27 protein-coding genes are annotated in these 23,118 nt (G+C 63.5%); 15 read left to right on the top strand and 12 right to left on the bottom strand.

Annotation, left to right across the window (positions count from 1 at the left end):
* The first annotated feature begins 78 nt into the window (after nucleotides 1-78).
* Together F7R20_RS28570 and F7R20_RS28575 are read left to right on the top strand one after the other, a co-directional pair.
* Nucleotides 79-963 carry a sugar nucleotide-binding protein gene (locus F7R20_RS28570; protein ID WP_003206053.1) on the top strand — a complete coding sequence of 295 codons (885 nt, stop codon included), beginning with the start codon at nucleotides 79-81 and terminating at the stop codon, nucleotides 961-963.
* A complete protein-coding gene (locus tag F7R20_RS28575) occupies nucleotides 956-1,885 on the top strand; it encodes an NAD-dependent epimerase/dehydratase family protein (RefSeq protein ID WP_003206051.1) in 930 nt (309 codons plus the stop codon). The genes F7R20_RS28570 and F7R20_RS28575 overlap by 8 nt, the downstream gene beginning before the upstream one ends.
* Before the next feature lie 136 nt (nucleotides 1,886-2,021).
* Here the strand turns inward: F7R20_RS28575 and F7R20_RS28580 are convergent, their stop codons facing one another.
* The 5 genes from F7R20_RS28580 to F7R20_RS28600 all read right to left on the bottom strand — a co-directional run bounded on the left by F7R20_RS28580 (nucleotide 2,022) and on the right by F7R20_RS28600 (nucleotide 6,233).
* Nucleotides 2,022-2,720, bottom strand: a complete 699-nt coding sequence (locus F7R20_RS28580; RefSeq protein ID WP_003206048.1) for an OmpW/AlkL family protein — start codon at nucleotides 2,718-2,720, stop codon at nucleotides 2,022-2,024.
* 260 nt (nucleotides 2,721-2,980) lie between these two features.
* Nucleotides 2,981-3,499 carry a DUF3299 domain-containing protein gene (locus tag F7R20_RS28585; protein WP_013694320.1) on the bottom strand — a complete coding sequence of 173 codons (519 nt, stop codon included), beginning with the start codon at nucleotides 3,497-3,499 and terminating at the stop codon, nucleotides 2,981-2,983.
* 11 nt (nucleotides 3,500-3,510) lie between these two features.
* A complete protein-coding gene (locus F7R20_RS28590) occupies nucleotides 3,511-4,776 on the bottom strand; it encodes an ABC transporter permease (RefSeq protein WP_003206044.1) in 1,266 nt (421 codons plus the stop codon).
* A gap of 1 nt (nucleotide 4,777) precedes the next feature.
* Nucleotides 4,778-5,488, bottom strand: a complete 711-nt coding sequence (locus tag F7R20_RS28595; protein ID WP_003206042.1) for an ABC transporter ATP-binding protein — start codon at nucleotides 5,486-5,488, stop codon at nucleotides 4,778-4,780.
* 160 nt (nucleotides 5,489-5,648) lie between these two features.
* A complete protein-coding gene (locus F7R20_RS28600; protein ID WP_003206041.1) occupies nucleotides 5,649-6,233 on the bottom strand; it encodes a DUF2796 domain-containing protein in 585 nt (194 codons plus the stop codon).
* Nucleotides 6,234-6,353: 120 nt separating this feature from the next.
* On the opposite strand from F7R20_RS28600, the gene F7R20_RS28605 reads away from it, so the two are divergent.
* The gene (locus tag F7R20_RS28605; protein WP_003206039.1) at nucleotides 6,354-6,719 is read left to right on the top strand and encodes a hypothetical protein; all 366 of its coding nucleotides are present in this window, start codon (nucleotides 6,354-6,356) and stop codon (nucleotides 6,717-6,719) included.
* Here F7R20_RS28605 and trxA read toward each other — a convergent pair.
* The 3 genes from trxA to F7R20_RS28620 all read right to left on the bottom strand — a co-directional run bounded on the left by trxA (nucleotide 6,716) and on the right by F7R20_RS28620 (nucleotide 8,889).
* Nucleotides 6,716-7,588, bottom strand: a complete 873-nt coding sequence (gene trxA, locus F7R20_RS28610) for a thioredoxin (RefSeq protein WP_003206037.1) — start codon at nucleotides 7,586-7,588, stop codon at nucleotides 6,716-6,718. The genes F7R20_RS28605 and trxA overlap by 4 nt on opposite strands.
* Before the next feature lie 186 nt (nucleotides 7,589-7,774).
* The gene (locus F7R20_RS28615) at nucleotides 7,775-8,428 is read right to left on the bottom strand and encodes a class I SAM-dependent methyltransferase (RefSeq protein ID WP_003206035.1); all 654 of its coding nucleotides are present in this window, start codon (nucleotides 8,426-8,428) and stop codon (nucleotides 7,775-7,777) included.
* Nucleotides 8,425-8,889: a YbaY family lipoprotein gene (locus F7R20_RS28620; protein ID WP_003206033.1), complete on the bottom strand. Its 465-nt coding sequence runs from the start codon at nucleotides 8,887-8,889 to the stop codon at nucleotides 8,425-8,427. Before F7R20_RS28620 ends, F7R20_RS28615 begins: the two co-directional genes overlap by 4 nt.
* Nucleotides 8,890-9,016: 127 nt before the next feature.
* Here F7R20_RS28620 and nrdR point away from each other — a divergent pair, with 127 nt between their 5' ends.
* The 12 genes from nrdR to F7R20_RS28680 all read left to right on the top strand — a co-directional run bounded on the left by nrdR (nucleotide 9,017) and on the right by F7R20_RS28680 (nucleotide 17,690).
* Nucleotides 9,017-9,481, top strand: a complete 465-nt coding sequence (gene nrdR / locus F7R20_RS28625; protein ID WP_013694316.1) for a transcriptional regulator NrdR — start codon at nucleotides 9,017-9,019, stop codon at nucleotides 9,479-9,481.
* Nucleotides 9,478-10,611 (top strand): bifunctional diaminohydroxyphosphoribosylaminopyrimidine deaminase/5-amino-6-(5-phosphoribosylamino)uracil reductase RibD, encoded by a 1,134-nt coding sequence (ribD, locus tag F7R20_RS28630; RefSeq protein WP_003206031.1) that lies wholly within the window; start codon nucleotides 9,478-9,480, stop codon nucleotides 10,609-10,611. The genes nrdR and ribD overlap by 4 nt, the downstream gene beginning before the upstream one ends.
* A gap of 46 nt (nucleotides 10,612-10,657) precedes the next feature.
* Complete coding sequence (locus F7R20_RS28635) at nucleotides 10,658-11,335, top strand: riboflavin synthase (protein WP_014340443.1); 678 nt, start codon at nucleotides 10,658-10,660, stop codon at nucleotides 11,333-11,335.
* 16 nt (nucleotides 11,336-11,351) lie between these two features.
* The gene (ribBA, locus tag F7R20_RS28640; RefSeq protein WP_003206026.1) at nucleotides 11,352-12,443 is read left to right on the top strand and encodes a bifunctional 3,4-dihydroxy-2-butanone-4-phosphate synthase/GTP cyclohydrolase II; all 1,092 of its coding nucleotides are present in this window, start codon (nucleotides 11,352-11,354) and stop codon (nucleotides 12,441-12,443) included.
* Nucleotides 12,444-12,534: 91 nt separating this feature from the next.
* Nucleotides 12,535-13,011, top strand: a complete 477-nt coding sequence (gene ribH, locus F7R20_RS28645) for a 6,7-dimethyl-8-ribityllumazine synthase (RefSeq protein ID WP_003206025.1) — start codon at nucleotides 12,535-12,537, stop codon at nucleotides 13,009-13,011.
* The gene (gene nusB / locus F7R20_RS28650; protein ID WP_003185935.1) at nucleotides 13,008-13,508 is read left to right on the top strand and encodes a transcription antitermination factor NusB; all 501 of its coding nucleotides are present in this window, start codon (nucleotides 13,008-13,010) and stop codon (nucleotides 13,506-13,508) included. The genes ribH and nusB overlap by 4 nt, the downstream gene beginning before the upstream one ends.
* 18 nt (nucleotides 13,509-13,526) lie before the next feature.
* The gene (gene thiL / locus F7R20_RS28655; protein ID WP_003206023.1) at nucleotides 13,527-14,492 is read left to right on the top strand and encodes a thiamine-phosphate kinase; all 966 of its coding nucleotides are present in this window, start codon (nucleotides 13,527-13,529) and stop codon (nucleotides 14,490-14,492) included.
* On the top strand, nucleotides 14,489-14,992 hold the full coding sequence (locus F7R20_RS28660; RefSeq protein WP_003206020.1) for a phosphatidylglycerophosphatase A family protein: 504 nt from the start codon (nucleotides 14,489-14,491) through the stop codon (nucleotides 14,990-14,992). The genes thiL and F7R20_RS28660 overlap by 4 nt, the downstream gene beginning before the upstream one ends.
* An 11-nt stretch (nucleotides 14,993-15,003) precedes the next feature.
* Nucleotides 15,004-15,762: a substrate-binding periplasmic protein gene (locus tag F7R20_RS28665; protein ID WP_027912096.1), complete on the top strand. Its 759-nt coding sequence runs from the start codon at nucleotides 15,004-15,006 to the stop codon at nucleotides 15,760-15,762.
* A 109-nt stretch (nucleotides 15,763-15,871) separates the two neighbouring features.
* Nucleotides 15,872-16,489, top strand: coding sequence for a GTP cyclohydrolase II (gene ribA, locus F7R20_RS28670; protein WP_003206015.1), 618 nt, complete (start codon nucleotides 15,872-15,874; stop codon nucleotides 16,487-16,489).
* Entirely contained in the window at nucleotides 16,486-16,905 is a 420-nt protein-coding gene (locus tag F7R20_RS28675) for a hypothetical protein (RefSeq protein WP_003206013.1), read from the top strand. The genes ribA and F7R20_RS28675 overlap by 4 nt, the downstream gene beginning before the upstream one ends.
* Nucleotides 16,905-17,690, top strand: a complete 786-nt coding sequence (locus tag F7R20_RS28680; protein WP_003206011.1) for a cobalamin-binding protein — start codon at nucleotides 16,905-16,907, stop codon at nucleotides 17,688-17,690. Before F7R20_RS28675 ends, F7R20_RS28680 begins: the two co-directional genes overlap by 1 nt.
* 139 nt (nucleotides 17,691-17,829) lie before the next feature.
* On the opposite strand, the gene F7R20_RS28685 is transcribed toward F7R20_RS28680, so the two are convergent.
* The 4 genes from F7R20_RS28685 to F7R20_RS28700 form a co-directional block, all read right to left on the bottom strand.
* Complete coding sequence (locus tag F7R20_RS28685; RefSeq protein ID WP_003206008.1) at nucleotides 17,830-19,710, bottom strand: TonB-dependent receptor domain-containing protein; 1,881 nt, start codon at nucleotides 19,708-19,710, stop codon at nucleotides 17,830-17,832.
* Between the two features lie 145 nt (nucleotides 19,711-19,855).
* Nucleotides 19,856-21,754, bottom strand: coding sequence for a 1-deoxy-D-xylulose-5-phosphate synthase (dxs, locus tag F7R20_RS28690; protein WP_003206006.1), 1,899 nt, complete (start codon nucleotides 21,752-21,754; stop codon nucleotides 19,856-19,858).
* A 115-nt stretch (nucleotides 21,755-21,869) separates the two neighbouring features.
* Nucleotides 21,870-22,757 (bottom strand): (2E,6E)-farnesyl diphosphate synthase, encoded by an 888-nt coding sequence (ispA, locus tag F7R20_RS28695; protein ID WP_003206005.1) that lies wholly within the window; start codon nucleotides 22,755-22,757, stop codon nucleotides 21,870-21,872.
* On the bottom strand, nucleotides 22,754-22,996 hold the full coding sequence (locus F7R20_RS28700) for an exodeoxyribonuclease VII small subunit (RefSeq protein WP_003185917.1): 243 nt from the start codon (nucleotides 22,994-22,996) through the stop codon (nucleotides 22,754-22,756). The genes ispA and F7R20_RS28700 overlap by 4 nt, the downstream gene beginning before the upstream one ends.
* Nucleotides 22,997-23,118: the final 122 nt, after the last annotated feature.

Raw genomic sequence — 23,118 nt, forward strand, 5'->3', positions numbered from 1 at the left:
AAAATGCAACGATTCCGACAACGCCTGCGGGTGTTGTCGACCAAATTCTTGTGCCAATAGACTGGGCCTGCTGACTTTATGCGAATGCGCCTTATGTTACTGGGCGGCGGAAATGCCCTTGGGCAGGCGCTGATTCGCCTCGGTGCAGAAGAAGACATCGGTTTTCTTGCCCCCCGCCCGCCCGAAGACGGTTGGGATGCCGCGAGCCTGACGCAACTGCTCGACGACACTCGCCCGGACGCCTTGATCAACCTGGCGTACTACTTCGACTGGTTCCAGGCCGAGGCCGTCAGCGAGCAGCGCCTGGCCAGCCAGGAGCGCGCTGTCGAGCGCCTGGCCGAGCTGTGCCAGCATCACAACATCGTCTTGCTGCAACCGTCGAGCTATCGCGTGTTCGATGGCTCCCGCGCCACGGCCTATAGTGAGAAAGACGAGCCCGTGCCCCTGGGCGTGCGCGGCCAGGCGCTGTGGCGGATCGAGCAAAGCGTGCGCGCCACTTGCCCGCAACACGTGCTGCTGCGGTTCGGCTGGCTGCTGGACGACAGCGCCGATGGCATCCTCGGGCGTTTCCTGGCCCGGGCCGAACAGCCCGAAGAGCTGTTGCTGGCCGACGACCGCCGCGGTAACCCGACGCCAGTGGACGATGCCGCGCGCGTGATCATCTCGGTGCTCAAGCAACTCGATTGCGCGGCGCCGCTGTGGGGCACCTACCATTACGCCGGCCACGAGGCGACTACGCCGCTGGCGCTGGGCCAGGCGATCCTCACCGAAGCCCGCGCCCTGCATCCGCTGGCCATCGAGTCGCCCACCCCCCAGGCCCACGCCGCACGGCCGGACGCCGCGGAAGAACCGCAGCACGCGGTGCTGGCCTGCAAGAAAATTCTGCACACTTTCGGGATCAAGCCCCGCGCCTGGCGCGCGGCACTCCCAAGCTTACTGGATAGGTTTTATCGCCATGGCTGAAGGCCCTGTTTTAATCACCGGCGGCGCGGGTTTCATTGGTTCGCACCTGACCGACGCCTTGCTCGCCAAGGGACATTCGGTGCGCATCCTCGATGATCTGTCTACCGGCAAGCGCAGCAACCTGCCGCTGGACAACCCGGCGCTCGAACTGATCGAAGGTGACGTCGCCGATGCCGCGCTGGTGGCGCGGGTCATGGCCGGTTGCAGCGCCGTGGCGCACCTGGCGGCGGTGGCCTCGGTACAAGCCTCGGTGGACGACCCCGTGCGCACCCACCAGAGCAATTTCATCGGCACCCTGAATGTCTGCGAAGCCATGCGCCAGAGCGGTGTGAAACGGGTGCTGTTCGCCTCCAGCGCAGCGGTCTACGGCAACAACGGCGAAGGCGAGTCCATCGACGAAGAAACCCCCAAGGCCCCGCTCACGCCGTATGCCTCGGACAAACTGGCCAGCGAGTTCTACTTCGACTTCTATCGCCGCCAGCACGACCTGGAGCCGGTGGTGTTCCGCTTCTTCAACATCTACGGTCCGCGCCAGGATCCGTCCTCGCCGTATTCCGGGGTCATCAGTATCTTCAGCGAACGGGCGCAGAAAGGCCTGCCGATCACGGTGTTCGGTGATGGCGAGCAGACTCGGGATTTTGTCTACGTCGAAGATTTGGTGGATTTGCTGGTGCAGGCCATCGAAAAGCCCGAGGTGGAAGTGGGCGCGGTGAACGTCGGCTGGAACCAGGCCACGACCCTCAAGCAGATGCTCCAGGCCCTGGCCGCCGTGGTGGGCGATCTGCCTCCGATCAGCTACGGCCCGGCACGCTCCGGCGACATCCGCCATTCGCGGGCCGACAATCATCGGCTGTTGCAGCGCTTCAGCTTTCCCCCGCAAACCCCGATGAGCGTGGGGCTGGCGCGGTTGCTGGGACGCTGAGATTCTCACCGCCCAAAAACTGTGGGAGCGAGCTTGCTCGCGATAGCGGCGGGTCAGTCAACGTGATTGCTGGCTGATCCACCGTCATCGCGAGCAAGCTCGCTCCCACAGGGATTTTCGTACCTTCAGGTTCGGCTTAGAACTTGTAGCCCAACCCCACCATGTAGATCCATGGGTCCACATCGACATTCACCTTGGCCCGGGTCCCGCCGGCCACGGCGTTGTTGTCCACATACGCGGTGGTGTCGATGTCGATGTAGCGAATCTGGCCGTTGATCATGATGTTGTCGGTCAACATGTAGTCAGCGCCCACTTGCCACGCCATGCCCCAGCTGTTGCTCGCACGGAAATTACTGAAGCCGTTGGCGCTGGCTTCGCTGCCGACGTGTTCGTCGTAGATCCAGGTGTAGTTGATGCCGGCGCCGACATAAGGCTGGAACGCCGACTTGGCGTCGAGCGGATAGTAGACCAGGCTCAAGGTCGGCGGCAGGTGCTTGAGGGTGCCGAGCTTGCCATTGGCCGCGCCCAGGGCGGTGCCTTTGATTTTCACGTCGTGCTCGAACGGCGAGGCCGCCAGCAGTTCGATGCCCAGGTTGTTGGTGATCATGTAGGCGAAGTTCAAGCCCAACTGCGTGTCGCTGCTCATGGTCGCCTTGCCACCCAGGTCGGCGCCGGCCAGCGGGCCACGGTCGACCTTGACGCTGGAGCTGTCGGCTTCCGGGTTGACGGTGATGGCACCGGCGCGAACGATAATATCGCCAGCGGTGTGGGCCTGGGCGAGTGGGGCAGCGAGCGCGAGGGCCGCGAGGGAAGCGCAGAGCAAGGACTTGTTCATGAGGGCTCCAGAGGGCATCGAAATTTGATGTCCCATGGTACGAAGCCGTCTGCTCCGGTCTTTTGACACAGCTCAATGAGTCAGGGGGTGTTTAATTGACTCAGCTCAATAAAAGCGCTGATGGGAAAATTTGAGGGAACCATCGCGAGCAAGCTATCTCCCACATTATTCGACCGTATTCTTTCTGAAGAAACGCGATCAACTGTGGGAGCGAGCTTGCTCGCGATAGCTATCTCATCAACAACACATCACTACCGGACTCACTCCGGCAGCTCATACACATAAATCTTCTCGGCCTCCATCTGATACCCGGCATCGGCCAGTTCACTGGTGGACGGCTTGACCTGCATCGGCCCTTCGACCCAGTACGGCTGGTACAACTCGTCGAGCTTGACCCCGACTTCACTTTTCACATGCACGATCTGGTTGGACGGCGGTGGCGGTACGTGGATGCAGGCGCCGAAATAGGGCACCAGCAAGAAGTCCGTGGTGCGACCTTCCTCGCTGACTTCCAGCGGAACGATGTAGCCCGGCAAACGAATCTGCTGGCCATCGAGGGCCTTGACTACCGGGGCGTTGGGCAAATCCTGCTTGGCGGCTGGCGCGGACTCGGCGGCCAGGGCGTCGCTCATCTTCGACAAGTCGTGCAGCGGGGTCATGTTCGGCACTTCTGGCGGCGCGTCCGGCGGGATCATTTCCGACCAGGCCAGGTCCCTCGGCTCGGCCGCCCACAGCGGCAGGGCGACCATCATCAACAGCGCAAGCAGGGCGCGGGGCATCTTCAACGTCCTCATAAACGGATCGACAGGCCGTCGGCCAGCGATTGGCGATAAGCGCGCCAGGCCGGCACGCTGCCCATCAGCAGGGCAGCGACTAGAATGCCAGCCAGCAGCGTCCATTCATATTCGCTCGGCCAGCTCAGCGGCAGGTACAAGCCGTAGGCCGACTGCACGTAACCCTGGGCGGCGGCGATACCGATGTACAGCAAGGCCAGCCCGGCGGTGACCCCGGCCAGCGCCAGGGCGAAGGCTTCGAGCACCAGCAGCGTCGCGATGTGCCACGGCCGCGCGCCCACCGAACGCAGGATCGCCATTTCCCGACGACGCTCGTTGAGGCTGGTGAGGATCGCCGTGAGCATGCCGATCAACCCGGTGAGCACCACGAACAACGAAATCACGAACAAGGCTTTTTCCGCCGTGCCCATCAGGCTCCACAACTCCTGCAGCGCCACGCCGGGCAGGATGGCCAGCAGCGGTTCGCCACGAAACTCATTGATCTCGCGTTGCAAGGCAAAGGTCGAAATCTTGCTGTTGAGGCCGAGCATGAACGCGGTGATCGCCTGGGGCGTGAGGTCCATGTTGCGGGCCTGGTCGGCGCTGATGCGGCCATTGCCCTGGGCCGGCACACCGTTCTTCCAGTCGATGTGGATCGCCTCCATGCCGCCGAGGCTGATGTGCAGCGTGCGGTCCACCGGCGTGCCGGTGCGCTTGAGAATCCCGACCACGGTGAAGGGCTTGTCGTCGTGCTTGACCAGGCTGACCACCGCCACGCCGTGGGCCAGCACCAGCTTGTCGCCGAGCTTGTAGTGCAGCGCCTCGGCCACTTCGGCACCGAGCACCACTTCGAACGGATCGGTTGCGAAAGCCCGGCCGTCGGCCAGTTCCAGATGCTGCTGGCGGCCGTACTGGTAATGTTCGAAGTAGGCCTCGGTGGTGCCCATCACCCTATAGCCGCGGTGGGAATCGCCGAGGGACATGGGGATCGCCCACTTCACTTTCGGGTTGCTGGCGAAGTGTTCGAAGCTGTCCCAGCGGATGTTGTTGGTGGCGTTGCCGATGCGAAACACCGAATACAGCAGCAGGTTCACGGAGCCGGAGCGGGCGCCGACGATCAGGTCGGTGCCACTGATGGTGCTGGCGAAACTGGCCCGCGCCTCGGTACGTACCCGCTCCACTGCCAGCAACAAACAAACCGAAAGGGCGATGGCGAACGCGGTGAGGATCGCGGTGAAACGGCGGTTCGCCAGGCTGGCCATGGCTAGACGGAACAAATACATCTCAAACCTCGAGTGGCGTGGTGGCGCGATTGAGATCGGCCAGCGACAGGTTGCGGTCGAACAGCGGCGCCAGGCTCTGGTCGTGGCTGACGAACAACAGGCTCGACCCGGCCTCGCGGCATTCAGCGAACAACAGCCGCAGGAAGTTTTCCCGGGCGTCGTAGTCCAGGGCCGAGGTCGGTTCGTCAGCGATTACCAGTTCCGGTTGGCCGATCAGCGCCCGGGCGGCGGCGACCCGTTGTTGCTGGCCGATGGACAACGAGTCGGCGCGCCGCTCCAGCAGGTTTGGATCGGTCAGCCCCAGGTGGGCCAGCAGCGTGGCGGCGGCTTGATCGACGCTGCCGTGGCGCTGGATCGCCCGTTGCGCACGCAGCTTGGAAAAGTGACAGGGCAGCTCGACGTTCTCGCGTACCGAGAGAAACGGCAGCAGGTTGAATTGCTGGAAGATGTAGCCGGTGTGGTCGACGCGAAAGCGGTCGCGACTGCCGGCGCCCAGTTCGGTGAGTTCCTGGCCGAGTAGGCGGATGCTGCCGCGATCCGGCGTCTGCACACCGCCCAGCAGCCCCAGCAAGGTGGTCTTGCCACTGCCGCTCGGGCCCTTGAGAAACAGCGTCTCACCGGCCTCCAGGCGAAACGCCGGGATATCCAGCAACGGCGGATGCCCGGGCCAACTGAAGCCCAGGTCGGAGAGTTCGATGAGTGCTTGGGTCATGTTTGCCGCTTCAAATAGTGGAACCTGTGGAACACCTGTGGGAGCTGAGCTTGCTCGCGATGAGGCCATCACGTTCAACTTGGATGTTGACTGTCGGACCGCTATCGCGAGCAAGCTTTGCTCCCACCAAGCTTGCTCCCACATTGGGTTTTGCGGTGGATCAGAATTTCAGGGCTGGCGCCTTGGCCGTCACTTCCACGCCTTGCTGTCCGCTCGGGCTGATCAGTTGTACCTGAATTTTCTGGGTGGCCGGGAAGGTTTTGAACAGGGTCGCCAGGTCCAGGTTCTTCAGTGCACCCGGGGCGGCGCAGGTGAACTGGTAGTGGGCATGGATCTCACTGTGCTCACCGTGGTGCTCGTCGCCATCGCCGTCGTCGTCATGGTCTTCGTGGTCCGGTTCATCGCCGAACAGCGGGCTTTCCAGTTCCTGCTGGGCCACGGTGCATTTGGCCGCAGCGGGCAGGTTGAACAGCGCCAGCGGCTTGTCCAGCTGCGCCCGTACGGCGGCGACCTTGGCCTTGTCGGCATCGCTGGTGGCGGCATGTTCGAAGCCCACCAGGTTCATCGCCGGGCTTTCCAGTTCCAGCTCCAGGGTCTGGCCGTCCAGGGCGGCGTTCAACCGGCCCACACCGTGTTCATGGGCGCCGAGGCTGCCGTGTTCGTGGTCATGATCATGCTCGACCGCCGCGTGAGCGACAGCCAATGGCAGCAGGGCGAACGGCAAAGCGAGAAGCAGACGACGCATGACGAGTCTCCGAAAAGGTTATGTAATCTTATAACGAAAGTGCGGAGAGTTTGACCGTCTGCTTGGCGTCGCGCAAGGGCCATGGGAGCATGCGAACATGAAATATTCAGGAGCACGGTGATGTTGCGGATACGCGGAACCGTCGGCGATTGGCCGGTGGACTTGTCGATCGAAATGGATGAGGGCGACTGGGCGCAGCTCGGCGCGCAGTTGCAAGTGGCCAAGTCAGAAGGTGTGGCGGTACCGGCGACCAAACCGGTGGCCAATCCAGTGAGTCAGGACGATGCCCAGTGGCAGATTGCCAAGGAACTGCTGCGCAAGGCCGGGCAACTGAGCGGCCCGGACTTGCTGGAACAGCTCGAAGGCCTGAGCGGCAGCGCCTCGGCGGGCAAGCGCCTGTTGGTGCGCTTGCGCCACTGTGCCGAGGTCAAGGTACTGAGCGGCGCCGATACGCCGCTCTATAGCTGGGTTGGGGCTGAGGCTTAATACAACGCCGCAAACAGCTTGCGCCGATAAGTCGTCACCAGCGGATGATCGTTGCCCAGCAGTTCGAACACTTGCAGCAAGGTCTTGTGGGGCAAGCCTTCGCTGTAGCTGCGGTTACGCATGAACAGCTTGAGCAGTGCATCGAGGGCCGCTTCGTACTGCTGGCGTGCCAGTTGCTGGATCGCCAGTTGGTACACCGCTTCATCGTCCTGCGGGTCTTTCGCCAGGCGCGCCTTGAGGTCGGCAGCGTCCGGCAGGTGCTTGGCCAGGCCGAGGAACTGGATCTGCGCCTTGGCGCCGGCGAGGGCGGCCTTGTGCTCGTCGCTTTTCACCGCGTCGAGCACGGTCTGCGCTTCGTCCAGCTCACCGCGCTCGGTCAGGCAGCGGGCATACAGGATCAGGGCCTTGGCGTTGGTGTTGTCTTCACCCAGCAATACCGTGAGCACGGCTTCGGCGTCGGCGAAACGACCGTCGTCGAACAGCGCCTGGGCCTGTTCGAATGGGTCGGCGGCAGCCGGAGGCGGCATCTGCACATGGGGTTCGAGCATGGTCCGCACCGCCGATTCCGGCTGGGCGCCGGCAAAACCGTCGACGGGTTGGCCGTCCTTGAACAACACCACCGTTGGCAGGCTGCGAATGCCGAAGCGGGCGACAATGTCCTGTTCGATGTCGCAGTTGACCTTGGCCAGCAGCAGTTCGCCCTGATAGCTCTCGGCAATGGTTTGCAGCATCGGCATCAGGGCTTTGCACGGCGCACACCATTCGGCCCAGAAGTCCACCAGCACCGGTTTGTGGAAAGAGTTCGCGATCACCGACTGGTCGAAATCGGCGGTGGTGGCGTCGAAGATGTAGGGCGTTTCCTGAGTCATGGGCAATCTCGTAGAGCGCTTGAATGGGGCAACTATACGGCTTGGTGGGGGTGGCTGAAAGCCGGGGAGGTCTTTCGTCTTGTGGTGTCCGATAGGACGCCTTCGCGAGCAAGCTCGCTCCCACAAGGGATCTCAAGTGTTCAGGCGACCCCTGTGGGAGCGAGCTTGCTCGCGATGCTTTTAAGGCTAGCGCCGCGCGTGGTACAGGCTCACATGCCGAAACTCTTCAGGCTCAGCCAGGTCCGGCAAGGTCATGGCCTGGAGCATGTCGATGCGTCTGTACAGCGGATGCTGGAAATCCCGTACCCGAGAGTCGGCCACCAACGCCTCACGGCCACGGCTGAGGAATTGATCGAGCAGTGGCAGGTTGGCCCGGTCGTAGAGCACATCGGCGACCAGGATCAGGTCGAAGCGATCAGCCTCGGCGAAGAAGTCCGTCGAATAACCCAGCTCCACGCCATTGAGTGCGGCATTGGCCTGGCACGCGGCAATCGCCAGCGGGTCAAGGTCGCAGGCCACCACTTCCAGCGCCCCGGCCTTGACCGCCGCGATGCCCGCCACGCCGGAACCGGCACCAAAATCCAATATGCGCTTGCCCTCGACCCACTGCGGCTGTTCGGCCAGGTAGCGGGCCATCGCCAGGCCGCTGGCCCAACAGAAGCTCCAATAGGGCGGCTCGTGGAGAATGCGGCGGGTTTCTTCCGGGCTGAAGGCACGGTCCATGTTGTCGCCGTCGATCAGCCACAACTTCAAGTCAGCGCCGGGTAGCGGGCAGGCCACCAGGCGCGCGTCACCGAGTAATTCACTCAACGCCCGTTGCAGGTCTTGCGGTGCACTCATGGCGCTTTGACGAATTGCAGGGTGCCCAGGGCCTGGGTGGTCGGTTGGCCGATGCGTTGCTCCGGCAGGTGCAGGATCAACTGGCCTGACTGGCTGGCGCGGCCGCGCAGTTCGACGCGGGCGCCGACCGGGAAGGCATCGGGGTTGAAACGCAGGCGGAAGGGCAGGGCCTGGTTGGTGCCGATCAGGCTGGAGCTGGCGAGCAATTGCTGTGGGCGGTCCTTGTCATCGATCACCAGCAACGCCAGTTCGACCTCGGCCCCGGCCGGCACGCCTTGCAAGGTGCCGCTCAATTCGCGCTGATACGCCGGCAGAGGTCCCAGTTCGGCCGCCTGGCGGGCTTTTTCCTGGGCCTGTTTCGGCGCTGGGGCCGGGGCGGGGGGCGCGGGCTTGGGGGCGTCGCTGCTGCACGCCATCAGCAGGCTGAAAAGACTGAGCAAAACGAGCGATCGTAGCGGCATGTGTGGCTCCAGCAAGGTGAATTCCATGGATCTGACGGTAGGCCCGTCTGTATACCGTAAACCCTATGGCTTGTCTTGCCAGTGGGATGCGCTACCATGGCCCTCCCTTTTTTTGTTGCCTGCCACCATGCACTGTCCCTTCTGCGGTGCCAACGACACCAAGGTCATCGACTCGCGACTGGTCGCCGAGGGCGAACAAGTCCGCCGCCGCCGCGAATGCCTGGCTTGCGGCGAACGTTTCACGACGTTCGAGACCGCTGAACTGGTGTTGCCGCGCCTGATCAAAACCGACGGCAGCCGCCAGCCGTTCGATGAAGAAAAACTGCGCGCCGGCATGCAGCGCGCCCTGGAAAAGCGCCCGGTGAGCGTCGAGCGCCTGGAAGCGGCGCTGGTGCACATCAAGCACAAGCTGCGGGCGACCGGCGAGCGCGAGGTCAAATCCCTGGTGGTCGGTGAGTTGGTGATGGCCGAGCTGCAGAAGCTCGATGAAGTCGCCTACATCCGTTTCGCCTCGGTGTACCGGCGCTTCCAGGACCTGAACGAGTTCCGCGAAGAAATCGACCGCCTGGCCCGCGAACCGGTGAAAGAATGACCGCCTCGGCGCAGCAGGCCATCCTCGACGCCCACTACATGGCCCGTGCCCTGGAGTTGGCGCGGCGCGGTCACTACACCACCCACCCCAATCCCCGGGTCGGTTGCGTGATCGTGCGTGACGGGCAGATTGTCGGCGAAGGCTGGCACATCCGCGCCGGCGAGCCCCATGCCGAAGTCCATGCCCTGCGCGCCGCTGGCGAACAGGCCCGCGGCGCCACGGCCTACGTGACCCTTGAGCCGTGCAGCCATCACGGGCGTACGCCGCCGTGTGCCGATGCGTTGGTCAACGCCGGCGTGGCGCGGGTGGTGGCGGCGATGCAGGACCCCAACCCGGAAGTCGCCGGGCGTGGCCTGCAACGGCTGGCCCAGGCCGGCATCGCCACCGAAAGCGGCGTGCTGGAGGGCGAAGCGCGCAAGCTCAATGAAGGTTTTCTCAAGCGCATGGAGCAGGGCCTGCCGTTCGTGCGGGTCAAGCTCGCCATGAGCCTCGATGGCCGCACCGCCATGGAAAGCGGCGAAAGCCAATGGATCACCGGCCCGGCCGCACGCTCGGCGGTCCAACGCCTGCGCGCCCAGGCCAGCGTGGTATTGACCGGCGCCGACACGGTGCTGGCGGACAACGCCCGGCTGACCGTGCGCGCCGATGAACTGGGGCTCGATGCCGAGCAGACCGCGCTGATCATGAGCCGTCCTCCGCTGCGGGTGCTGGTGGACGGGCGTCTGCGGGTGCCGCTGGATGCCGCGTTTTTCAAAGCCGGCCCGGCGTTGGTCGCTACCTGCATGGCGGTGGAAGAACAGTACGCCAACGGTCCCGAATGCATGATCGTGGCGGGCGATGACGGCCAGGTCGATCTGTATCGCCTGCTGGTGGAACTGGCGGGCCGTGGCGTCAACGAGGTGCTGGTGGAAGCCGGTCCTCGCCTGGCGGGGGCTTTTGCCCGGCAAGGGCTGGTCGACGAGTTCCAGATTTTCATCGCCGGCAAGTTCCTCGGTTCTTCGGCGCGGCCACTGCTGGACTGGCCGCTGGCGCAGATGAAAGACGCCCCGCAGTTGAAAATCACCGAAATCCGCGCCGTGGGCGATGACTGGCGAGTCATCGCCGTTCCCGTTGCGCAGGCGAGCGTATAATTCCCGGCTTTCGCGCAAGCGGCGGCCTGTTCTCGAGGAGGACTCCATGTTTACCGGCATCATCGAATCCATCGGCAGCATCCGTGCACTCACCCCCAAGGGCGGCGATGTGCGGGTCTACGTCGAAACCGGCAAGCTCGACCTGAGCGACGTCAAGTTGGGCGACAGCATCGCGGTAAACGGCGTGTGCCTGACGGCCGTCGAATTGCCAGGCAACGGTTTCCTGGCGGACGTCAGCCGCGAAACCCTCGACTGCACGGCCATGAACGACCTCAAGAGCGGCAGCCCGGTCAACCTGGAAAAAGCCCTGACCCCCACCACTCGCCTGGGCGGGCACCTGGTCAGCGGCCACGTGGACGGCGTCGGTGAAGTGGTGTCGCGCACTGATAACGCTCGGGCCGTGGAGTTTCGCATCCGCGCGCCGAAGGAACTGGCCAAGTACATCGCCCACAAAGGCTCGATCACCGTCGACGGCACCAGCCTGACGGTCAACGCGGTGGATGGCGCCGAATTCCTGCTGACGATCATTCCCCACACCCTGAGCGAAACCATCATGGCCTCGTACCGGCCAGGTCGCCGGGTCAACCTGGAAGTCGACTTGCTGGCCCGTTACCTGGAGCGCCTGCTTATGGGAGACAAGGCCGCAGAGTCTGACTCTTCACAGCGGCGGGCGGGTAACATCACTGAAAGTTTTCTGGCCGCCAACGGCTACCTCAAATCCTGACCCAAGGGGGTGCCGCGTGGCGCTCAATAGCATCGAAGAACTGGTTGAAGACATCCGCCAAGGCAAGATGGTCATCCTCATGGATGACGAAGACCGCGAGAACGAAGGCGACCTGATCATGGCCGCCGAGTGCTGCAAGGCCGAACACATCAACTTCATGGCCAAGCACGCCCGTGGCCTGATCTGCATGCCGATGACCCGCGAGCGCTGCGAGCTGCTGAAGCTGCCGCTGATGGCGCCGCGCAACGGCTCGGGCTTCGGCACCAAGTTCACCGTGTCCATCGAGGCCGCCGAGGGCGTCACCACCGGTATCTCCGCCGCTGACCGCGCGCGCACGGTGCAGGCCGCTGCCGCCCGGGACGCCAAGGCCGAAGACATCGTCAGCCCCGGCCACATCTTCCCGCTGATGGCCCAGGCTGGCGGCACCCTGGCTCGCGCCGGCCACACCGAAGCGGCCTGCGACCTGGCGCGCATGGCGGGCTTCGAACCCAGCGGCGTGATCTGCGAAGTGATGAACGACGACGGCACCATGTCCCGTCGTGCGGAGCTGGAAACCTTCGCCGCCGAACACAACATCAAGATCGGCACCATCGCCGACCTGATCCACTACCGGATGATCCACGAACGTACCGTTCAGCGGATTGCCGAGCAGCCGCTGGACAGCGAACTGGGCCAGTTCAACCTGGTGACCTACCGCGACTCGGTGGAAGGCGACGTGCACATGGCGCTGACCCTGGGCACCGTGTGCGCCGAAGAGCCGACCCTGGTGCGCGTGCACAACATGGACCCGCTGCGTGACCTGCTGATGGTCAAGCAACCCGGTCGCTGGAGCCTGCGGGCCGCCATGGCTGCGGTGGCCGAGGCCGGCAGCGGCGTGGTGCTGCTGCTCGGTCACCCGCTCGATGGCGACGTGCTGTTGGCGCACATCCGTGAAACCGGTGACCAGGCGGCGGTGAAAAAACCGACCACCTACAGCATTGTCGGTGCCGGTTCGCAGATCCTTCGTGACTTGGGCGTGCGTAAAATGCGCCTGATGAGCGCGCCGATGAAATTTAATGCGATATCCGGTTTCGATCTGGAAGTTGTAGAATACGTGCCCTCCGAATAATAGCCCGGGATTTTCCGGCCCTGTATTCGTGGCTAATATCACTGAGGAGCGCGTTATAGAACGTGCTCCGGCTCTTTAAGAGATCTGACGAATGACCCTGAAGACCATCGAAGGTACCTTCATCGCCCCCAAAGGCCGCTACGCTCTGGTAGTGGGCCGTTTCAACAGTTTCGTGGTCGAGAGCCTGGTTGGCGGTGCGGTCGATGCCCTGGTTCGCCATGGCGTGAGCGAAAGCGACATCACCATCATCCGTGCCCCTGGCGCCTTCGAAATTCCGCTGGTTGCGCAGAAAGTCGCTCAAAAGGGCGAATATGCGGCGATCATCGCCCTGGGCGCGGTCATTCGTGGCGGTACTCCGCACTTCGAATACGTGGCCGGCGAGTGCACCAAGGGCCTGGCCCAGGTGTCCATGGAATTCGGCGTGCCAGTCGCTTTCGGCGTACTGACCGTTGACTCCATCGAGCAAGCCATCGAACGTTCCGGCACCAAGGCCGGTAACAAAGGTGCCGAAGCTGCCCTGTCCGCCCTGGAAATGGTCAGCCTGCTGGCGCAGTTGGAGGCCAAGTGATTAGCGACGAAAGCGATCGTTTCAACCCGCGCGATCCAAAGCCTGCGGATGCCGGCAAGCCGTCGAAAAGCGTCAAGCGTCGCGAAGCTCGTCAGCTCGCGACCCAGGCGCTGTATCAATGGCACATGGCCAAGCAATCGCTGAACGAGATCGAAGCGCAGTTTCGGGTCGACAACGACTTCAGTGATGTTGATGGCGCTTACTTCCGCGAGATCCTGCACGGGGTCCCGCAGTTCAAGACTGAAATCGACACCGCGCTCACGCCTTGCCTGGACCTGACCATCGAAGAGCTGGATCCGGTTGAACTGGCAGTGCTGCGCCTGTCCACCTGGGAACTGCTCAAGCGCGTCGACGTACCGTACCGCGTGGTGATCAACGAAGGGATCGAGCTGGCGAAAGTCTTCGGTTCCACCGATGGCCACAAATTCGTCAACGGTGTGCTCGACAAGCTCGCCCCACGTCTGCGTGAAGCTGAAGTGAAGGCGTTCAAGCGCTAGTCAGCGCTTGATATCCGCATGGGTGAGTTCGAGCTGATCCGTAATTACTTCGCTGCCGCGCCTTGTGCGCAGGGCGGCGAGGGCGTTGCGCTGGGGATTGGCGACGACTGCGCCTTGCTGGCCGTTCCTCCCGGGGAACAGCTGGCGGTGTCCACCGACACGCTCGTGGCCGGTGTGCATTTTCCAGACCCGTGCGACCCGTTCCTGCTCGGCCAGCGCTCGCTGGCCGTGGCGGTCAGCGACCTGGCTGCCATGGGCGCCAACCCTTACGCCTTTACCCTTGCCCTGACCTTGCCGACGGTGACCACCGATTGGCTGCAAGCCTATGCCCGCGGTTTGAACCAGATGGCCCAGGCCTGTGGCGTGGCGCTGGTGGGTGGGGACACCACACGTGGGCCCCTGAGCCTGACCATGACCGTGTTCGGCCACGTGCCGTCCGGCCAGGCCCTGACCCGTAGCGGCGCACGGCCCGGCGACCTGCTGTGTGTGGGCGGCGAGCTGGGCACTGCCGCTGGCGCACTGCCGCTGGTGCTCGGCCAGCGCAGCGCCGAACCTGCGATTGTCGAGCTGTTGCTGGCCCATTACTGGTCGCCACGTCCGCAGATCGACCTGGGCCTGGCATTGCGTGGCAAGGCCAGTGCGGCGATGGATATTTCCGATGGCCTGCTGGCCGATTGCGGGCATATCGCCCTGGCGTCCGGGGTGGCCTTGCAGGTTGAACGGGACCGACTGCCGTTGTCCAACGCTCTGGTAGCGTTTCTTGGCCGGGCGGATGCCGAGCAGGTGGCCCTGAGCGGCGGTGACGATTACGTGCTGTTATTCGCCGTGCCACCGAACCGGTTGTCGACGTTGCAGGCCGCCGGCTGGCCGATCCACGTGATCGGCAGCGTACTGGCCGGGCAAGGCGTCACGCTGGTCGACAGCGTCGGGCACGACATCACTCCGCCAGTGCGGGGCTATCAACATTTTCGGGAGACACCGTGACAGATCATCCCAACCAGGTCCCGGCAGAATTCGTTCCGCCTTCGGTCTGGCGCAATCCCTGGCACTTCCTGGCATTTGGCTTCGGTTCGGGTACTTTGCCTAAAGCCCCGGGCACCTGGGGCTCGCTGGTTGCGCTACCCTTCATACCGTTGTGGCAGATGTTGCCGGACTGGGGCTACTGGTTGATGCTGGGCATCACCATGCTGTTTGGCTTCTGGCTGTGTGGCAAAGTGGCGGACGACCTTCGGGTGCACGATCATGAAGGCATCGTCTGGGACGAAATGGTCGGCATGTGGATCACCTTGTGGCTGGTACCGGAAGGCTGGTATTGGTTGCTGGCGGGTTTCCTGGTGTTCCGTTTCTTCGATATCCTCAAGCCGTGGCCGATCCGCTGGATCGACCGGCACGTACACGGAGGTGTCGGCATCATGCTCGATGATGTATTGGCCGGGGTTTTCGCCTGGCTGGCAATGCAAGGATTGGTGTGGTGTTTCACCTGAGGGAGTCAGGCATGGGCGTAAGCCGCGCACTACTGCTGTTGCTGTGTTTAGGAGCCTGTGTGGGTGCAAGGGTGGCCGAGTCGGCTCCGCTGCCTGACAAGATCCGTGCGGCCAGCGAAGAGTGGGCCGATTACACCCAGGCCGATGGCCAGGGCATGGGCTGGGACATCTTGCGTGCAGTGTTCGAGCCTGAAGGCGTCAAGCTGGAGATCCGCAGTGTGCCCTACACCCGCTCAATCGGGTTGGTGCAGCGCGGCGAGGTCGATGTGCAGGTCGGTGCCTATCGGGATGAGTCCGAAGGCGTGCTTTACCCGAAGTGGCACTATGACGTCGATCACATCTATGCTCTGGGGCTGGCGTCCAAGCCGTCACCGACGCTGGCGACGATTGGCAGCTATCGGCTGGTATGGATGCGCGGCTACGAATACAACAACTACCTGCCCAACATCCGGCGTTTCAATGAGATTCACCGGTCGGTGGGTATCTTGCCGATGCTGATTCATGAGCGAGCGGACTTTTACATCGATGCATCGATGGAAATCGAAGAAGTGCTCGCCAAGGCCGACGATCCCAAGCAATTCAAACTTTCGCCGCTGATCAATTTGCCGCTGTACCTGGGCTTCGCCAACAACGAAAACGGCCGTACGTTGCGTGCGCTGTTCGACCGACGCATGGAAGTGCTGGTGAAGAGCGGCGAGTTGAAACCGATTTTCGAACGCTGGAAGCAACCCTATCCTTTCGACGAGAATGGCAATCCACCGAAGCCGTAATCAAACTTTTCGATGGTTATGGCCGACAATTCAGCCTAAGCGTCTACAGGAGCGTGCTGTTACAATGCCCGCCTCTGCGAAACTCCAGTACTAGATCAGGAGCACACCGGTGCCTGTCGTTTTTGTTGCCGCTTCCAAGCTGCCAACGCCGTTTGCGCAATTCACCATGCATGGTTTTCTCGATGAGGCCACCGGCCGCGAGCACGTCGTGCTCAGCCTGGGTGATTTTACCGACGGTTCTCCGGTGTTGGGCCGCCTGCATTCCGAATGCCTGACCGGCGACGCCCTGTTCAGCCAGCGCTGCGATTGCGGTTCGCAACTCGAGGCCGCGCTGCAGGCCATCGCCCGTGAAGGCCGTGGCGTGTTGCTGTACCTGCGCCAGGAAGGTCGTGGCATTGGCCTGTTGAACAAGATCCGCGCCTATGAACTGCAAGATGGCGGCGCCGATACCGTGGAGGCCAACGAACGCCTGGGCTTTGCGGCCGACCTGCGGGACTACAGCATTTGCCTGCCGATGCTCGAACACCTGGGTATCAAGTCCCTGCGGTTGATGACCAACAACCCACGCAAGGTCAAGGCCTTGACCGACATGGGCATCGTGGTGGCCGAGCGTGTGCCGCTGCACACCGGTCACAACCCCCACAACAAACTCTACCTGGCGACCAAGGCCAGCAAGCTCGACCACATGATGGGTAACGAGCACCAAGGCGAGGTTGACCGGGCGTGACGCGCGGTCAGGTCCGGCGGCGGCTGTCCGTCAGTTGGTGGAAATACCTGGCCCTGGCCTTGCTGCCACTGTTCGTGATCAACGCGGTGTTCGGCCAGGGCGAAGCGATTCTGCCGGTGCTGGCGATGCCGTTGTTCATTGCCGGCATGGCGTCGATGTTCGTCAGCCTGCGATTCTTCGGGCCGTACAAGCAAGCCCTGATCGCCACCCAGAAAGCCCTCGACACGCCCGAAGAACCCCAGGCCTGGATTGACCTGGCGGCCCGTCGTCGCGCCGCCTTCCTGGTGGCCGGGCTACCGGCCTGGGTCGGTGCCCTTGCGGTGTTCGTTGGCCTGGAGGCGGTGCCGTTGATGCTGCTGGCCTTGTCGACCGCCGTGTTGTTCTACCTGTACCGCATCCCGCGCCAACTCGGCTGATGAACCGCTGGCTGGCGGTCTTGCTGCTGGCCGTCAGCGCCTCGACGATGGCGGCTTCGCGGGTTGTCAGCCTCGCGCCGTCGCTGTCGGAAATCGTCGTTGAGCTGGGCTCCGCCGACCTCTTGGTGGGCGTGCTGGATGGCGGTGATCGTCCGCCAATCCTTAAAGACCTGCCTTCCGTAGGCCGTTACGGCCAGCTGGACATGGAGCGCTTGCTCAGCCTCCAGCCCGACCTGCTCCTGCTCTGGCCCGGCAGTGTCGGCCCGGCCCAGCGCGAGCAGCTCAAGGGCTTGGGCATTTCTGTCTATGTCGCCGAGCCCCGCAGCCTCGACCAACTCATCGTGCAAATTGAAGACATTGCCACGCAGCTCGGCCGCCCGGAGCGGGGCGTGCAACGGGCGGCGCAGTTGCGTGTGCGTCTTGCGGCGTTACGCCAGCGCTATCGACGGGACCCGCCGTTGCCGGTGTTCTACCAGGTCTGGGACCGGCCGCTGTACACCATCGGGGGCGGCCAGATCATCAGTGATGCGCTGGCGGTGTGCGGGGCCCGCAACGTCTTTGCCGACCTGAGCGTGCCGGCCCCGCAGGTGAGTGTGGAAGCGGTGCTGCAACGTAATCCGCAGGTCATCCTCGCCACGGAACAGGCGCAGCTCGACGCCTGGAAAACCTGGCCGGTGGCGCAGGGGCGGTTGTTGCTGGTCAATGACAAGGGGCTGGAGCGGCCCAGTGGACAGATGATCGAGGCGACGGCGCGGTTGTGCGAGTTGATTGCGCCAGATCGTTAGACCGTGGCGCCTGCAATCGCGAGCAAGCTCGCTCCCACATGGGATTTTGTTGTGAACACAAAACCTGTGGCCACTGAAGATCAACTGTGGGAGCGAGCTTGCTCGCGATGAGGTCAGTCCAGGCACCACAGGTTCTGGATCAGAGAGAGGGGGTCCAAGTAACCCCAAACAACCAGGTCCGACCCTCTTCCTGATACCCATACTGCTGACCCTCATGGCTATACAGCGCCCGGCTGTAACCCTTGTCCAGCAGGTTATCCACCTTCATCTCCAGCTTCACTTCCCGAGTCAGCGACCAGTTGCCGCGCAACCCGAGCAGGGCATAGCCGCCCAGGGCATGGCGGTTGTTTTCATCGTCATAGCTGCCACTCACCGCTTGCCAGGTGGCGCCCAGGCCCAGGCGGCCGAATTGCCGGTCCAGGTCCAGGCTCAAGGTCCGCCGGGCGCGGCGGGCCAGGGTGTGGCCGCTGTCGCGGTCACGTGGGTCGATGATGGCCAGGCCCAGGTTGCCCTGCCAGCCGAACACATCCTGCAGGTAGGCCATCTCAAAACCGTTGATCCGCGCCGAGGCAACGTTCTGTGGACGTGAGTTACTGCCAAAGATGATCGCGTCTTCCAGGTCCGTGCGGTACAGCGAGGTCTCCAGGCGGGCGCTCTCGCTCAGTTGGCTGCGCCATTGCAGCTCGTAGCTTTTTGCCGTTTCGGGTTTCAGGTCAGGGTTGCTGAAGTCCGGGTAGTACAGATCGTTGAAGGTCGGGGCGCGGAAGCTTTCGCTGTAGGTCAGCAATACGTCGTTGTCCGGATTGATTGGTAGAGTGAGCGTGCCGCTCCAACTGTTCTGGCCGCCGAATTGCTGATTCTGGTCGCGACGCAGGCCCAGTTCGGTGGAGAAGGTTTCGGCCTGGAAGCGATGCTGGATGAACGCGGCACGGTTCCAGCGGCTGTCTTCGTCGAACGGCGTGCTGCTGTTGACCCGGTCCTGATACCAGTCACCGCCGACGATCAGGCTGTTGCGCTCGTCCAGCGTCACGTCGTTCTGCCAAGTCACTGAATCGCGGTAGGTGTTAAAGACTTCGCGGACGTCGCTGAGCTTGTCGAAGGTCTTTTCACGGTTCTCGCTGTGGCCCAGTTCCAGGCGTGACTTCCAGGCCTCGTTGATTCGCCCGTCCACATAGGTGCTGAAGCTGCTCACCGCAAACTCGCTGTAGGGTTGCTGGGGCAGGGATTCGAAGGTGGCTGGGTCGAAGCGGCCGAACGGGTTGTCGTATTCGCTTTTGCCGCGGTTATCCAGCACGTTCAGGCCGACTTCCAGGTCATCGCTGGCGGCATGGCTCAGGCTCAGGCTGAAAGACTGGTTGCGGTTGGCATCGTCGTCGCGGTCGCTGGCATAGGACTCGCGGGTCCGATTGCTTCCAGCGCTCTCGTCGAGGCTGGCGCCGAGGTTGAAGCGGGTCTGGTCGTCGCCGCCGGACAGGCCCAGGCTGCGTTCCCAGGTCTGGTGGCTGCCAACGCCCACATGCAGGCGCGGTTGCAGACCTTGCTCGTTGCCGCGACGGGTGAAAATCTGAATCACCCCACCCACCGCATCGGCACCGTAGATCACCGAACGCGAACCGCGCAGCACTTCCACGCGCTCGATCTGGTTGATGTTCAGGCGTTGCAGGTTGCTGTCGCCGGAGGTGGCATTGCCGATGCGCTGACCGTCCACCAGCACCAGGCTCTGGGCCGATTTGGTGCCGCGAATGTAAATCCCCGGAAGGCTGCCGCGCCCACCCAGTGGTGCCACCTGCACGCCTGGCACACGGCTGAGCAAGTCAGTGACACTGGTCGGTTGCAAGCGCTCGATGTCCTCGCGGGTGAACACCGTGTTGGCGGCGCTGCTGTCGTTGCGGGCCTCGACCTGGCGGTTGGCGCTGATCACGATGTCGGGCAGCTTCAGGGCCTGGTCGCGCTCGAAGGTGTCGGCCAGCAGGTCGGGGGTGGGTAGCAGGGAGAGGGTGAGGGCGAGGCGGAGTTTCATGGGGTTCCAATCATGCTTGATTCACACAAAACCAATGTGGGAGCGAGCTTGCTCGCGATAGCGGTGTGTCAGCCAATGGGTTTATTGACTGATCTTCCACTATCGCGAGCAAGCTCGCTCCCACAGGGGCTTGTGTGGGCTGAACTTACAGGCCCAGCAACAGCAACCGCTGGCGCACCGCCGCTTCGATTCCCACCTCGTCCAACCCACATTCGGCGAGCATCTGCGCCGGCTTGGCGTGTTCGACATAGCTGTCCGGCAAGCCCAGGTGCAGCACCGACTTGAGGATGTTTTCCCGGGCCAGGAATTCGCTGACCGCCGCACCGGCGCCGCCCATGATGGCGTTTTCCTCGAGGGTCACCAGCAGGTCGTGGCTGCCGGCCATCTCGCGCACCAGGGCTTCGTCGAGGGGTTTGACGAAGCGCATGTCCACCACGGTGGCGTCCAGGGTCTCGGCGACTTTCAGGGCTTCGGCCAGTTGCACGCCGAACACCAGCAGGGCGGTATGCTTGCCCTGGCGGCGAATCACGCCCTTGCCGATCTCGATCGGCTCGAGGTCGGTCGAGATCGTCGCGTTCGGGCCGGTGCCACGCGGGTAGCGTACTGCCGCCGGGCCATTAAACAGGTGGCCGGTGGTGAGCATCTTGCGCAACTCGTTTTCGTCGCTCGGGGTCATCACCAGCATGCCGGGGATGCAGCGCAGGAACGACAGGTCGAAGCTGCCGGCGTGGGTCGGGCCGTCTTCGCCCACCAGGCCGGCGCGGTCGATGGCGAACAGCACGTCGAGGTTCTGTACCGCGACGTCATGAATCAGTTGGTCGTAGGCCCGTTGCAGGAACGTCGAATAGATCGCCACCACCGGCTTGGCACCTTCACAGGCCATGCCGGCGGCGAGGGTCACGGCGTGCTGCTCGGCAATTGCCACGTCGAAATAGCGTTGCGGGTAGCGTTCGCTGAAGGCCACCAGGTCCGAGCCTTCCTTCATCGCCGGGGTAATGCCCACCAGGCGCGGGTCGGCGGCGGCCATGTCGCACAGCCATTGGCCGAAGACGCCGGAGTATTTCGGTCCACCGGCCTTTTTCGGCGCGGCCGCCGGAGCGTCCAGGGGTTCGAGCTTGGTGATGGCGTGGTAGCCGATCGGGTCGACTTCCGCCGGGGCGAAGCCTTTGCCTTTCTTGGTGACCACGTGCAGGAACTGCGGCCCCTTGAGGTCGCGCATGTTGCGCAGGGTGGCGATCAGCGTAGGCAGGTCATGGCCGTCGATGGGGCCGATGTAGTTCCAGCCCAGTTCTTCGAACAGCGTGCCGGGGACCAGCATGCCCTTGGCATATTCTTCGGTGCGGCGGGCGATTTCCCAGGCGCCGGGCAGGCGCGACAGCACTTTCTTGCTGCCTTCGCGCATGCTGGCGTAGGTGCGGCTGGAGAGGATCTTCGCCAGGTAGTTGGACAACCCGCCCACGTTGCGCGAGATCGACATGTCGTTGTCGTTGAGGATCACCAGCATGTTGGCGTCGACTTCCGGCGCGTGGTTCAGCGCCTCGAAGGCCATGCCCGCGGTCAGTGCGCCGTCGCCGATCACGGCAATGGCCTTGCGCTCGCTGTTTTGCAGGCGTGCGGCAATCGCCATGCCCAGGGCGGCGCTGATGGAGGTGCTGGAGTGGCCGACGCCAAAGGTGTCGTATTCGCTCTCGGAGCGGCGCGGGAAGGCGGCGATACCGTCCTTCTGGCGCAGCGTGCCCATACGCTCGCGACGACCGGTAAGGATCTTGTGCGGGTAGGCCTGGTGCCCAACGTCCCACACCAGCCGGTCGTCCGGGGTGTCGAACACGTAATGCAACGCGATCGTCAGCTCGATGACGCCCAGGCCCGCGCCGAAGTGCCCACCGGTCTGGCCGACCGTGTAGAGCAGCTCCAGGCGCAACTCATCGGCCAGGGTTTCCAGCTCGGCTTCACCCAGGCGACGCAGGCCGTCCGGCGTGTTGGCGCGGTCCAGCAGGGGCGTGGTCGGGCGCTTGCGGGGAATCTCTTGAAACGTCGTGGGCATCAGGCGAATCGTTATAGGTATAGAAAGAGGCGGCAGTTTACCTTATGCATCGCAAGCTGCCCACGCGTAGGCCGGAACTTGGCCGATACGCACTTATGAATGGGTTGACCCTGTATCAGCTGCGTCGTTCGACGATATAGCGCGCCAAGTCGCGCAACGGCTCGGCCGCCGCGTCAAAGGGTCGCAGCGCGGCCAGCGCCTGGTCGCGCAACTCCAGGGCGTAGGCCTTGGCGGCGTCGAGGCCGAGCAGGGCCGGATAGGTTGGCTTGTCGCGGGCGATGTCGGCGCCCTGGCGTTTGCCCAGGGTCTGGGTATCGCTTTCGACGTCGAGGATGTCGTCCTGCACCTGGAACGCCAGGCCGATGGCTCGGGCGTAGGTCTGCAAGGCTTGCAACTGGGCGGGCGTGGCCCGGCCGCTGGCCAGGGCACCGAGCCGGACGCTGGCCTCGATCAAGGCGCCGGTCTTGTGCCGGTGCATGTATTCCAGGGCGCTCTGGTCCAGCTTCAGGCCCACTGAGCCCAAATCGATGGCCTGGCCGCCGACCATTCCGGCAGGGCCTGCCGCCAGCGCCAGGGCGCTGACCATGTCCAGGCGAACCTGCGCCGGGCAATCGCTCAGGGCTGGATCCAACAGGGCGGTGAAGGCCAGGCTCTGCAAGCCGTCGCCGGCCAGGATCGCGCAGGCTTCGTCGAATTGCTTGTGAGTAGTGGGCTGGCCGCGCCGCAGGTCATCGTCGTCCATGGCCGGCAAATCGTCGTGCACCAGCGAGTACGCGTGGATCAACTCCACCGCACAGGCGGCGCCGTTGGCCTGCTCGGCCTGGCCGCCCAAGGCTTCGCACGCGGCGTAGGCCAACAGCGGCCGCACACGCTTGCCGCCGTTCATCACGCTGTAGCGCATGGCTTCGTACAGGCGCGCCAGCTCCGGGCTCGGGGCGCTGAACAACGTCTCCAGTGCAGCATTGACCCGGGCCTGGCTGCTGGCCTGATAGGCGCCGATCATTCAGGCTGTTCCGCGTCGAAAGGCTCTTCGGTCAGCTCACCGTCACGTTCGAGCAGCAATTGCACCTTCTGCTCGGCCTGGGCCAGCGCTGCCTGGCAGTCACGAGTCAAGCCGATACCTTGCTCGAAGGCGGTCAGCGAGTCTTCCAGCGACAATTCGCCGTTCTCCAGGCGTTCGACCAGCGTTTGCAGGTCGGCCAGAGATTGTTCGAAATCCAGTGCAGCTTTTTTGCGGGCCATGGCGGCTATTCCGGTTGACTGTTAAACCGGCGCGACACTAGCAGACATGGGGTATTGGGGCAAATCAGGACCGCCGGGCGTCACCCCGATCAGCAAGGATGTCGGAACCTGTGGCGAGGGGA

Source organism: Pseudomonas brassicacearum subsp. brassicacearum (assembly GCF_008801605.1).
In the GTDB taxonomy this organism is placed as follows: domain Bacteria; phylum Pseudomonadota; class Gammaproteobacteria; order Pseudomonadales; family Pseudomonadaceae; genus Aquipseudomonas; species Aquipseudomonas brassicacearum.